This window comes from Nonomuraea sp. B5E05, assembly GCF_039880665.1.
Classification (GTDB): domain Bacteria; phylum Actinomycetota; class Actinomycetes; order Streptosporangiales; family Streptosporangiaceae; genus Nonomuraea.
The window spans coordinates 139,668-151,965 of sequence record NZ_JBDPMJ010000002.1 but is presented as its reverse complement, the minus strand read 5'-3'; the positions used below and the strand labels follow the sequence as shown (position 1 = coordinate 151,965).

The 12,298-nt window shown below is 70.1% G+C and carries 10 protein-coding genes; 7 read left to right on the top strand and 3 right to left on the bottom strand.

Annotation, left to right across the window (positions count from 1 at the left end):
• Positions 1-17: 17 nt before the first annotated feature.
• Both ABGB01_RS04145 and ABGB01_RS04140 read right to left on the bottom strand, forming a co-directional pair.
• The gene (locus ABGB01_RS04145) at positions 18-677 is read right to left on the bottom strand and encodes a response regulator transcription factor (RefSeq protein WP_347770448.1); all 660 of its coding nucleotides are present in this window, start codon (positions 675-677) and stop codon (positions 18-20) included.
• Positions 674-2,251: a histidine kinase gene (locus ABGB01_RS04140; RefSeq protein WP_347770446.1), complete on the bottom strand. Its 1,578-nt coding sequence runs from the start codon at positions 2,249-2,251 to the stop codon at positions 674-676. The genes ABGB01_RS04145 and ABGB01_RS04140 overlap by 4 nt, the downstream gene beginning before the upstream one ends.
• A 415-nt stretch (positions 2,252-2,666) precedes the next feature.
• Here ABGB01_RS04140 and lon point away from each other — a divergent pair, with 415 nt between their 5' ends.
• Positions 2,667-5,024 carry an endopeptidase La gene (gene lon / locus ABGB01_RS04135; RefSeq protein WP_347770444.1) on the top strand — a complete coding sequence of 786 codons (2,358 nt, stop codon included), beginning with the start codon at positions 2,667-2,669 and terminating at the stop codon, positions 5,022-5,024.
• Between the two features lie 83 nt (positions 5,025-5,107).
• Here lon and ABGB01_RS04130 read toward each other — a convergent pair whose 3' ends face one another.
• Positions 5,108-5,545, bottom strand: coding sequence for a helix-turn-helix domain-containing protein (locus tag ABGB01_RS04130; protein WP_347770442.1), 438 nt, complete (start codon positions 5,543-5,545; stop codon positions 5,108-5,110).
• Between the two features lie 376 nt (positions 5,546-5,921).
• Between ABGB01_RS04130 and ABGB01_RS04125 the strand changes: the two genes are divergently transcribed.
• From ABGB01_RS04125 to ABGB01_RS04100, 6 genes are all read left to right on the top strand, one after another.
• Positions 5,922-6,899: an ATP-binding cassette domain-containing protein gene (locus tag ABGB01_RS04125; RefSeq protein ID WP_347770440.1), complete on the top strand. Its 978-nt coding sequence runs from the start codon at positions 5,922-5,924 to the stop codon at positions 6,897-6,899.
• On the top strand, positions 6,896-7,552 hold the full coding sequence (locus tag ABGB01_RS04120; protein ID WP_347770438.1) for a methionine ABC transporter permease: 657 nt from the start codon (positions 6,896-6,898) through the stop codon (positions 7,550-7,552). The genes ABGB01_RS04125 and ABGB01_RS04120 overlap by 4 nt, the downstream gene beginning before the upstream one ends.
• Before the next feature lie 10 nt (positions 7,553-7,562).
• Positions 7,563-8,384: a MetQ/NlpA family ABC transporter substrate-binding protein gene (locus ABGB01_RS04115; protein WP_347770436.1), complete on the top strand. Its 822-nt coding sequence runs from the start codon at positions 7,563-7,565 to the stop codon at positions 8,382-8,384.
• Positions 8,385-8,509: 125 nt separating this feature from the next.
• Entirely contained in the window at positions 8,510-9,094 is a 585-nt protein-coding gene (locus ABGB01_RS04110; protein ID WP_347770434.1) for a hypothetical protein, read from the top strand.
• 123 nt (positions 9,095-9,217) lie between these two features.
• The gene (locus ABGB01_RS04105) at positions 9,218-10,753 is read left to right on the top strand and encodes an AMP-binding protein (protein WP_347770432.1); all 1,536 of its coding nucleotides are present in this window, start codon (positions 9,218-9,220) and stop codon (positions 10,751-10,753) included.
• 222 nt (positions 10,754-10,975) lie between these two features.
• Positions 10,976-12,196 carry a trypsin-like peptidase domain-containing protein gene (locus tag ABGB01_RS04100; protein WP_347770430.1) on the top strand — a complete coding sequence of 407 codons (1,221 nt, stop codon included), beginning with the start codon at positions 10,976-10,978 and terminating at the stop codon, positions 12,194-12,196.
• Positions 12,197-12,298: the final 102 nt, after the last annotated feature.

The following is a 12,298-nucleotide window of genomic DNA, read 5'->3' as shown; positions in this document are numbered from 1 at the left end:
GTACGGTCGTATGAGCCTCATGAACCGGGGCGGACGAGACCCGTCTCGTAGGCGAAGACGATCGCCTGGGCCCGGTCGCGCAGGCCGAGCTTCATCAGTACCCGCCCCACATGCGTCTTGACCGTCTGCTCGGCCACGAACAGCTTGTCGGCGATCTCCTGGTTGGACAGTGCCTGAGCGACCAGGGCGAGCACCTCCGTCTCCCGCTCGGTCAGCTCGTCGAGCCGCCGCCCGCCCGGCACCGGTCGTGGACCGCCGAGCCGGGCGAACTCGTGGATGAGCCGCTTCGTGATCGACGGGGCGATGAGCGCCTCCCCACCCGCCACCACCCGCACCGCCTCCGCGAGCTGCGCGGCCGAGGCGTCCTTGAGCAGGAACCCGCTGGCTCCCGCCCGCAACGCTTCGTAGACATAGTCGTCGAGGTCGAACGTCGTCAGGATGAGCACCTTCGTCGACTCCTGGCGGGCGAGGATCTCCCTGGTGGCCTCGAGACCGTTCATGACCGGCATGCGGACGTCCATGAGCACCACGTCGGGATCGAGCTCGGCGGCCCGGTCCACGGCGTCCCGCCCGTCGGCCGCCTCACCGACGACCTCGATGTCCGGCTGGCCGCTCAGGAACACGGTGAACCCCGTGCGCACCATCCCCTGGTCGTCGGCGATCAGAACCCGGATCAAGCGTTCTCCCTCTTCACGATCGGCAGCACTGCGCGTACCTCGAAGCCTCCACCGGAGACGGGCCCGGCGTCGAGTGAGCCCTCGAGCAACGCCGCCCGTTCCCGCATCCCCACCAGCCCTTGCCCCGCCCCACGTGCCGGATCCTGTCCCGCCTCACGTGCCGTGTCCGGGCCTGACCCGTGAGCGGTCTCCCTGCCCGCCTGACGTGCCCCGCTGCGGGAAGCCTCGTGCGGGACGTCGGCAGAAACATCGGCAGAAACATCGGCAGAAACATCGGCAGGGCCATCGGCAGGGCCATCGGCAGGGGCGCCGGAGCCGCCGGTGCCCGCGGCGCCGCCGGAGCCGCTGCCCGGACCGTTGGCTACGCACAACCGCAACTCGTTCCCCTCGCGGGTGATGTCCACCGCGACGGGCGCTCCCGGCGCGTGCCGCATCACGTTGCTCAGTGACTCCTGCACGATCCGGTACGCCGACAGCTCAACGGCGGGTGGCAGCCCGTCGAGCGAGCCCGACCGTTTGACGAGCACGGCCAGCCCGGCGGCGCGGGCGTTGGCGAACAGCTCGTCGACCCGGTCGAGCCCCGGCTGGGGTGCGGTGTCGGTGCGGCCGTCCTGGTCGCGCAGCACGCCGAGGACCTGGCGCAGCTCCGCGATCGCCTCCAGCGACAACCCGCGGATCTCGGCCAGGCCCGCCTCCAACCGCACCGGGTCGCCGGCCGCCTTGAGCGGCACCGCCTCCGCCTGGATCGCGATCACCGACATGTGGTGCGCGACCACGTCGTGCAGCTCACGGGCGATGCGGGTGCGCTCGGCCAGCACGGCCTTGGCGCTCTCGGCCATCTGGGAGCGTCGCTCCTCGACCACGAGCTTGGCCGTGGCCGAGCGCCTGACTCGTACGTTGTAGCCGAACAGCACCGCGACGGCAGTGACGACCGACACGAGCGGCATCGAGTTGGGGTCGGCGATCCAGGCGGTGAGGACCGTGAGAATCCAGACGACCCAGGTGATCTGCCGGTCGCAGCGCACGGCCACGGAGTAGAGGACCAGCAGGTAGGCCACGGTCACGGGAGGCGCGTAGGGCAGGGCTCCGGGCGGCCCGGCCGTCTTGGCCACCCAGAGGACGAGGGGCATCGACACGAAGGCGACCCGCCACGCGGCCAGCGGCCAACGGTCGCGCAGCGCCACGGGCAACGCGACCGCCAGAGCGGTGAGGTAGGTGAACTGCTCGCCGACCGGCAACCGAGTCTGGAGGTTCCAGTCGTTCACCATGGACTGGGTCACTCCGAACAGGGCGAAGGCCAGCACCAGCTCGGCCAGCTGGAGGAGGTTGACCGTCCTCAGCGGCACGAGCACCGCCAGCCAGCTCGGCACGTTGAAGGCCAGGCGGCGGGGGGACGGTGGCGGGTCGGCGTCGCCCCGCCACAGGGCCCGCGCGAACGGCCGCACCAGTCTCAGCGCCACACCGCCCGCTCGCCCGTCGCCCCACCCCGGCGAGCCACTCCCGGCGTGCTCGTCGCCGGGCGCGCCGCCGGGACCCGCCGCGGGCGCGGCGCCAAAGGCTCCGTCGGCTCCCATCGAAAGCCCCGTCGAAAGCCCCGTCGGAAGCCCTGGCGCGGAAATCGTCGGGGGCTTCGTGGTGGACTCCGCCGGAGGCTCTGCTGTGGGCTCGCTCCGGGGCTCGCTCGCGGGTGCTGTCGGGGACTCCGTCACGGGCTTCGCGCCGGTCGTGCGGTCGGCTGCCTCGCCGGAGGCCGCACGGGAACGGCCGGGGCGCCGGCGGGCGAGGTCGCGGGCGCGCTGGACGGAGATCACCTGGTCAACCTTACGGTCGGGCCCGCGTCGGCCGCGTCACACCAGGGGTTGATTCCGCTGTCGCCCTCAGGTATTCGATTACATGCTTACGATCGCCGTGAGCGAACATCGGCAAGCAAGGGAACAATCCGAGGCTCTGATGAATTGAGTCGGATGTACTCAACCCTTTGGAGTTCGCATGAGTGAGAGCTTGATCCTTCCGGTCCTGCCGCTCGACGACGAGGTCGTCCTGCCGGGCATGGTGGTTCCGCTGGACCTGTCCGACTCCGACGTGCGCGCTGCCATAGACGCGGCCCGTGCATCTGGTGGCAACAAGCCGCGGGTCCTCCTCGTTCCCCGCATCGACGGCCGTTACGGCGCCATCGGCGTGCGCGCGGTGGTCGAGCAGGTCGGGAGGTTGCCGGGCGGTGAGCCCGCAGCCGTGGTGCGCGGCGTCGACCGCGTCCGCGTGGGCACCGGCACGACCGGCCCGGGCGCCGCGCTGTGGGTCGAGGCCGACACGATCGACACCGTCGCCGCCGGCGAGCGCGCCCAGGAACTGGCCAGGGAGTACAAAGCGCTGGCCACGACGATCCTGCAGAAGCGCGGCGCCTGGCAGGTGGTCGACCAGGTCAACCAGATCGACGACCCCTCGGTGCTGGCCGACAGCTCCGGCTACACCCCCTGGCTGAGCAGGGCGCAGAAGGTCGAGCTGCTCGAGGCCGCCGATCCCGCCGACCGGCTGGCCAAGCTGGTCGAGTGGTCGCGCGAGCACCTCGCCGAGCTCGACGTCGCCGAGACGATCCGCAAGGACGTCCAGGAGGGCATGGAGAAGCAGCAGCGCGAGTTCCTGCTGCGCCAGCAGCTCGACGCGGTGCGGAAGGAGCTGAAGGAGCTCAACGGCGACTCCGAGACCGAGGAGGAGGACTACCGCGCCCGCGTCGAGGCGGCCGACCTGCCGGAGAAGGTGCGCGAGGCCGCGGTCAAGGAGGTCGACAAGCTGGAGCGGACGCCCGACCAGTCCCCGGAGACCGGCTGGATCCGCACATGGCTCGACACGATCCTCGACATCCCGTGGAACGACCGCACCGAGGACAACTACGACATCGCGGGCGCGCGGGCCGTGCTCGACGCCGACCACACGGGCCTGTCCGACGTGAAGGACCGCATCATCGAGCACCTGGCCGTGCGCAAGCGCCGCCAGGACAAGGGTCTCGGCGTGGTGGGCGGCCGCCGCAGCGGCGCCGTGCTGGCGCTGGCCGGTCCTCCCGGAGTCGGCAAGACCTCGCTGGGCGAGTCCGTGGCCCGGGCGATGGGGCGCAAATTCGTACGCGTCGCGCTCGGCGGCGTGCGTGACGAGGCGGAGATCCGCGGCCACCGGCGCACCTACGTCGGCGCGCTGCCCGGCCGCATCGTCCGCGCCATCCGCGAGGCCGGCTCGATGAACCCCGTCGTCCTGCTCGACGAGGTCGACAAGGTCGGCGCCGACTACCGCGGCGACCCCACGGCCGCCCTGCTCGAGGTGCTCGACCCGGCCCAGAACCACACGTTCCGCGACCACTACCTCGAAGTCGAGCTCGACCTGTCCGACGTGCTGTTCCTGGCCACGGCCAACGTGCTGGAGGCCATCCCCGGGCCGCTGCTCGACCGGATGGAGGTCGTCACGCTCGACGGCTACACCGAGGACGAGAAGGTCGCGATCGCCCGCGACCACCTGCTGCCCAGGCAGCTGGAGCTGGCCGGGCTGACCGCCGAGGAGGTCACGGTCGAGGACGCGGCGCTGCGCAGGCTGGCCGCCGAATACACCCGCGAGGCCGGCGTACGCTCCTTGGAGCGGTCGGTCGCGAGGATCCTGCGCAAGGTGACCGCCAAGGACGAGCTGCCCGTCACGGTCGGCGAGGACGACCTGGTCGGCTACATCGGGCGGCCGAGGTTCGTGCCGGAGTCGTCACTGCCCGAGTCGCGCCAGCGCACCTCGGTGCCGGGCGTGGCCACCGGCCTGGCGGTCACCGGCGCCGGCGGCGACGTGCTCTACGTGGAGGCGTCGATGGCCGACCCGGAGACCGGCGAGACCGGCCTCACGCTGACCGGCCAGCTGGGCGAGGTGATGAAGGAGTCGGCCAGGATCGCGCTGTCCTACCTGCGCTCGCACGGCGCGGAGCTGGAGCTGCCGGTCACCGCGCTGAAGGACCGCTCGGTCCACGTGCACTTCCCCGCGGGCGCCGTACCCAAGGACGGCCCCTCGGCCGGTGTGACGCTGACGACCGCGCTGGCCTCGCTCCTGTCGGGGCGGCTCGTCCGCGGTGACGTGGCCATGACCGGCGAGATCTCGCTGACCGGGCGGGTGCTGCCCATCGGCGGCGTCAAGCAGAAGCTGCTGGCCGCGCACCGCGCGGGCATCACCACCGTCCTCATCCCGGCCCGCAACGAGCCGGACCTGGACGACGTGCCCGAGGAGGTGCGCGCCGAGCTGACCATCCACGCGGTCAGCGACGTGCGCGAGGTCCTGGACCTCGCGCTCACCCCGGCTCAGGTCGCCTCCTCGGTGGCGGCCTGACCCACCGCGCCCGCCGTATCCAAACATGTCCGGGTACGGCGGGCGTCCGCACGCCCGGATGCGCCCGGCCCTGGCCGGGAGGGTCAGCCCCGGCCGTGGGAGCCGTCCGTGACCAGCAGGGCCTCCAGCTCCGTCAGGAGCGAGACCGCGCGTTCGGCGTCCCCTTCGTCCGGTACGGCCCGGCGTACCACCTCCGCCACGGGTGTGGTCGCCCGGCGGAACAACGCCTGCACGGTGGTGTCGGGAACGCTCACGCGGGTGCGCCGGCCGTCGTCCGGGTCCGGCTCGGTGGCCAGCAGGCCGCGCTCGCGCATCCGGGCGACCGAGGCCGACACGTGGCTCTGGGCGAACCCCGTGCGGGCCTGAATCTCCCCGACCGTGCTCCCCGGATGGCGCAGCACGTCCTCGAAGACCGCCTCCTCCCCGGGTGTGAACATCGGCTTCCCCTCGTCGCCCGTGGACATCGACAGCTCGACCAGCCGCCGCCCCAGCCTGCGCAATCTCGCGGTGTTCATGACCATGACAGGACATTACATCGCTACCGATGCATCTCCAGCGATATAGCTTGCGAAGTGACACGAATCACGCGCCGACCGGGGAATGGGGCATGTCGACGCGTCGTTAGCAACGGCGTGAACGAGGCATACGCGAACGACCAGGGCGCCCGCCGGGGCGTCTCGTGTTGTCGCATGCGTATGGGGCGAATGCCGGCCCGTTAGAGCACCCCGTCCGCCCGTTCTCCTCGAAGGTCATGATGATCACACCAGGTTTCGTGCTGCGCAGGCTGAGCCACCTGCCCTTCTACCCAGGCATGCGCTGAACGCCGGCCACCTGCTGTTCGATCCTGTACGTTTCCGCGGCCCCGACGACGGCCGCCCTCAGTGGTGGGGATGATCCGTGATCCAGGCTTCAGGCCTGCGCAAACACTATGGCGAGACCGTCGCCCTGGACGGTGTCGACCTGCACGTGCGCGAAGGCGAGATCCACGGCGTGCTCGGCCAGAGCGGCGCCGGCAAGAGCACACTGCTGCGCTGCGTCAACCTGCTCGAACGCCCCACCGCGGGCACCGTCACGGTCGCGGGCCAGGACCTGACCGCGCTCGGCGACGGCGAGCTGAACCGGGCCAGGCAGCGCATCGGCATGATCCACCAGCACTTCGCGCTGCTCGCCTCGCGCACGGTCGCCGGCAATGTCGCCTTCCCGCTGGAGGTCATGGGCGTGCCGAGGGCCGAGCGTCGGCGCAGGGTCGCCGAGCTGCTGGCTCTCGTGGGGCTGGACGGGCGCGGCAAGGACCGCCCCCACCAGCTCTCCGGGGGACAGAAGCAGCGGGTCGGCATCGCGAGGGCGCTGGCGGGCAACCCGTCGGTGCTGCTGTCGGACGAGGCCACCTCCGCCCTCGACCCGGCCACCACCCAGTCGATCCTCGCCCTGCTCAAACGGCTCAACACCGAACTGGGCCTGACGATCCTGCTCATCACCCACGAGATGGACGTCGTCAAGACCGTCTGCGACTCCGTCGCCATCATGTCGGAGGGTCGCATCGAGGAGTCGGGGGCCGTCGCCGACCTCATCAGGACGCCCGGTTCCCGCCTGACCAGGGAGATCTTCCCGCTGCCCGAGCCCGCCCAGCCCGGCGTGGTCACGCTGACGTTCACCGGTGACCCGGGCCGGCCGGTCGTGTCCGAGGTCGTGCGGAAGTTCGACGTGGACGTCAGCATCCTGGGCGGCTCGATCGAGGAACTGGCGAGCGGATCGGCCGGGCGGCTGCGCGTCGCGCTCGACGGGGCCGAGACCGGCGCGGCGCTGGCGTACCTGCGTGACTGCGGGCTGATCGTCGAAGTCGCGGGGGAGACCCGGGAAGGCAGGGCCGCATGACCTGGGAGGAGATGCTGCCCCTGCTGTGGCCGGCGACGGTGGAGACGGCGCAGATGGTCGGCTGGTCGACGGTGTTCACCCTGCTGTTCGGGCTGCCGCTCGGCGTGGCGCTCGTGGTGTTCGACCGCGGTGGGCTCCGGCCGATGCCGGCGCTGAAGCAGGCGCTCGGGTTCGTGGTCAACATCGGGCGCTCACTGCCGTTCATCGTGCTGATGATCGCGATCATCCCGTTCACCCGCCTCGTCGTCGGCACCACGATCGGGACCGCCGCCGTGGTGGTGCCGCTCACGGTCGGCGCGGTGCCGTTCTTCGCGCGGCTGGTCGAGACGGCCCTCAGGGAGGTCGGTACGGACGTCGTCCAGGCCGCCCAGGCCATGGGCGCCGGGCGCGCGGCGATCGTGCGCAAGGTGCTGCTGCCCGAGGCGCTGCCCGGACTCGTCGCGGGCCTGACCGTGACCGTGGTCGCGCTCATCGGCTATTCCGCCATGGCCGGCACGATCGGCGGCGGCGGGCTGGGCGACCTGGCCATCCGGTACGGCTACCAGCGGTTCGAGACGCTGGTGATGATCGTCACCGTCGTGGTGCTCATCGTCATCGTGCAACTCCTGCAGAGCCTGGGCGACTGGGTCGCCAGGCGCCTATCGCACAAGTAAGGGAAAAATCATGAAATTTGGTCGCATTGTGGGCGCGGTTGCGCTGGCGTTGTCGCTCGCCGCATGCGGTACGTCGCAGTCCGCCACGACGAAGGCCGAGTCGGCCGACGACGTGCTCAAGATCGGCGCCAGTCCGGTGCCGCACGCCGAGATCCTCGGCTTCGTCAAGGAGAACCTGGCCCCGGCCGCCGGCCTCAAGCTGGAGGTCGTGGAGTTCACCGACTACGTGCAGCCGAACACGCAGCTCGACGAGGGCCTGCTGACCGCGAACTTCTTCCAGCACAAGCCGTACCTCGACGACTTCAACTCCTCCAAGGGCACCGAGCTGGCCTTCGCCGCGCCGGTCCACCTGGAGCCGCTCGGCCTGTACTCGAAGAAGATCACCGAGCCGCGGGCGCTGCCCGCGGGCGCCACGGTCGCCGTCCCGAACGACGCCACCAACCTGGGCCGGGCGCTCAAGCTGCTGGCCGACAACGGCATGGTCAAGCTGAGGGACGGCGCGGGCACCGCGGCCACCGAGCGCGACGTGACGGAGAACCCGAAGAACCTGCGCTTCCAGCCGCTGGAGGCGGCGCAGCTCCCGCGCTCGCTGGAGGACGTCGACGCCGCGGTGATCAACGGCAACTACGCGATCGAGGCCGGGCTCAAGCCCGCGTCGCAGGCGCTGGTGCTGGAGAAGGGCGAGGGCAACCCGTACGTCAACGGCCTGGTCGTGCAGGCGGGCCACGAGAAGGACGCGAACATCGTGACCCTCGGCAAGCTGCTGCGCGACCAGCGGGTCAAGGATTTCATCCAGCAGAAGTACGCCGGCTCGGTGATTCCCGCCGAATGATATTGAAAACGCGTGTGACTAACGGTGGATCAATGCCATTGCGGCGGCAAGTCATTTGTAAGCGGCGCGCAATCCAGCGGGCGTATTAAAACAGGGTCAGCAAAACCTCTCCCGAGGAGGCCCAAGTGCGATTCGTCTCGCGAATCATGCTCGGCGTCGTCGCCGCCCTTCTGGTGGCGCTCATCGCTCCTGCCGCCGCGAACGCGACGGCAGGCGGCACGGCATCCGAAACCCGCTCGTACTACCTGAGCTGGGGACCTTATGACTCCACCGACCACAAGGCCGAGGCGTCCGGCCACGTGTCGGTCGACAAGAAGCGCGTCAAGCACTGGTACGTGAAGTGGGTGCCGGTGAAGAAGCGGGTGTGCTGGGAGGACCGTAAGGGCCACAAGCACTGCAAGTGGGTCGTGAAGAAAATCAAGAAGCACGTGTGGCAGTGGCGGTACGAACACTTCTACACCGTGCGCAGCACCCTCTCCAACCACAAATGGTGGGGCCGGAACAAGTGCGCGTGGGAAACGTTCAAGGTCGTGCGTGAGGACGGTTCCTCGTATGTCGAGCGGTTCCGCAACTGCGACAGGCACCCGAGGCGCTTCTCCTTCCACGCCAAGGATGTCGACCACATCTACGTGGACGTGAGCAGGGGCGGCCGTCACCACCCGACCGGCCACCACAGCGGCTGGCAGGGCGTCTTCCACGCGGCCGCCTGACGCGCCGCCGTACCTACGGGCCGCGGCCTCGGAGACGAGGCCACGGCTTCGCCATGCCTGAGGAGGAAGGCCCGCGAAAGGGGTTATGGCGTGGAGGGCAAGCGACCGAATACTGTTCTGTTCATGTATCCGGGAGCCATCGCAGCAGCCACCCCAGACAAGCCCGCTGTGATCATGGCGGGCTCCGGGAAGGTCGTCACCTACCGAGAGCTGGACGAGGAGTCGAACCGGCTGGCCCACCTGTTCCGCGCGGCGGGACTGCGGCCGGGCGACCACGTCGCCTTCATGCTCGCCAACCATCCGCTCTTCCTGGCCATCGCCTGGGCCGCGCACCGCTCGGGCCTGTCCTACACGCCCGTCAGCTCGCGGCTGCAGGCCGACGAGCTGGCCTACATCGTCGGCAACTGCGGCGCCCGCGTGTTCATCACGAGCGCCGACCTGGCCGGCGTCGCCACCTCGATCGCCGGCGCCACGCCGGGCGTCGAGCTGCGGCTCATGCTCGACGGCGTGGCCGACGGCTTCGCATCGTACGAGGAGGCGGTCGCGAAGCAGCCGGTCACCCCGATCGCCGACGAGTGCCTCGGGGCGGACATGCTCTACTCCTCCGGCACCACGGGGCGGCCGAAGGGCGTCAAGACGGCCTCCACGCACGGCCCGCTCACCGAGCCCGGGATGTTGTTCAAGCTCATCGAGGCCCTGTTCGCGCCGTCGTCCGGCAGCGTCTACCTCTCGCCGGCGCCGCTCTACCACGCCGCGCCGCTGCGCTACTCCCTGACGTTCCAGCGGCTCGGCGCGACGGTGGTGGTCATGGAGCGCTTCGACCCCGAGCAGTACCTGGCGCTGGTGGAGAGGTACGGGGTGACGCACTCGCAGCTCGTGCCGGCGATGTTCATCAAGATGCTCAAGCTCCCACCAGAAACACGCGCAAAATACGATATTTCCTCGCTCAAGTATGCGATCCACGCCGCCGCCCCCTGCCCCATCCCCGTCAAGGAGCAGATGATCGACTGGTGGGGCCCGATCATCCACGAGTACTACGCGGGCACCGAGGGCAACGGCTTCCTCTACGTCGACTCCGAGGACTGGCTCCGGCGCAGGGGCACCGTCGGCCGCTCCCTGCTCGGCATCGTGCACATCTGCGACGAGGACGGCAACGACCTGCCGCCGGGCGAGCACGGCTCGATCTACTTCGAGAACGGCGGCCGCTTCGAATATCACGGCGACCCCGGCAAGACCCGCGCGGCCCAGGACCCGCGGGGGAGGGGCTGGACGACCCTGGGGGACATCGGCTACCTGGACGCCGACGGCTTCCTGTACCTCACCGACCGCCGCTCGTACATGATCATCTCAGGCGGGGTGAACATCTACCCCCAGGAGGCCGAGAACGTGCTGTCGGTGCATCCGAAGGTCGCCGACGTGGCGGTGTTCGGCGTGCCGGACGAGGAGATGGGGGAGCAGGTCAAGGCGGTGGTCGAGCCGGCGTCCATGGCCGAGGCGGGCCCCGGGCTGGAGGCGGAGCTGATCGCGTACTGCCGCGAGCGCCTCGCGCACTACAAGTGCCCCAAGTCGGTCGACTTCCGCGAGGAGTTGCCCCGCCACCCGACGGGCAAGCTCTACAAGCGCCTGCTGCGGGACGAGTACTGGCCGGCGCGAACGTAAAATCTCGGCCACGGTCGGAAAGCGCCGGTGACGGCCTCCAGCAGGGCGGGGCCGCCGTCGGCGAGAAATTTCTCGCCACGATCTCGCTCCCTGCGACCGGCCCTTGACCAGCGGTGATAAACGGCATGTCAAAGCGCCCCGACGCGGCCGATCACGACCTTAAACGGCTCTTACGCGAGGCTTGGCACTCTTGAGTCATCGGGACTTGAGGGAGATGGACGAATGGACGCGAACGAGCCTCGCGAGCAGAGCACCGGCGGGTGGAGTCAGTTCGGGGCCACCCCGCCGTCCGCCGGGGGCTTTCCCCGGCGTGACACGATCAGGATGGAGCAGCCGCCGCCTCCGCCGCCCGCGCCGCCGAAGAAGCCGGGTTTCTCCGCCGGGAGGAAGGCGATCGCCGGGCTGGCCCTGGCCGCGGTGGCCGTCGGCGGCGGCGTCGTGGGCGCCGCCGTGGCCACCTCGTTCCAGCCTCAGCCGGTCGCCGAAACCGGCACGCCGAGCCCTGTCTTCAAGCCCGCCGCCGACCAGATGACCGTCGCCGACGTCGCGGCGAAGGTGCAGCCGACCGTGGTGATGATCAAGGGGCAGACGCGTGAGGGCTCGGGAGTCGTGCTGTCGGAGGACGGCCTCATCCTCACCAACAACCATGTGGTGGAGCCAGGCGGCGGGCAGATGACCGTCAAGTTCAGCGACGGCAAGACGGCCAAGGCCACCGCGGTCGGCACCGACCCCGCCACCGACCTCGCGGTCATCCGCGCGGAAGGGGTCTCGGGGCTGCCCAAGGCCACGCTCGGCGACAGCGACAAGCTCAAGGTGGGCGACGCCGTGCTCGCCATCGGCAGCCCTCTCGGCCTGGCCGGGTCGGTCACGGCGGGCATCGTCAGCGCGCTGGACCGTACGCTGACCACCGGCGACGAGCCGCGCCAGCAGCTCCCGCCGGGCTGGCCCCAGCAGGGTCAGGAGAGCAGCGGCACCACGATCGGCGGGGCGATCCAGACCGACGCCTCGATCAACCCCGGCAACTCCGGGGGCGCGCTCGTGAACGCCGCCGGTGAGCTGGTCGGCATCAACACCGCGATCGCCTCTGAGGCGGCCGGCGGCGGCGTCGGCTTCGCCATCCCGGTCAACACCGCCAAGCAGGTGTCCGAACAGCTCATCAGCAGCGGCAAGGTCACCCACGCCTTCCTCGGCGTGAGCGTCACCGACGCCACCGGCGACGTGCCGGGCGCCCTGGTCAGGCAGGTCACCGCGGGGAGCCCGGCGGAGAAGGCCGGGATCGAGGAGGGCGACCTGATCACCAAGATCGCCGGCAAGGCGGTTGACGGCGGAGATACTGTGGTGGGACAGGTCAGAGGTTTCAAACCCGGCCAACAGGTCAAGATCACATATATGAGGGACGGCAAGGCCGGCGAGGTCACCGTCACCCTCGAAGAGAAGAAATAACAAGGACCCCCTCATGGACGGGTGTGCCGTTGAGATCGCTGCGGACTCGGCGGCACACCCCCCATGATCAGGAGAATCGGCGGCCCTCGTCGCGGCGGTAGG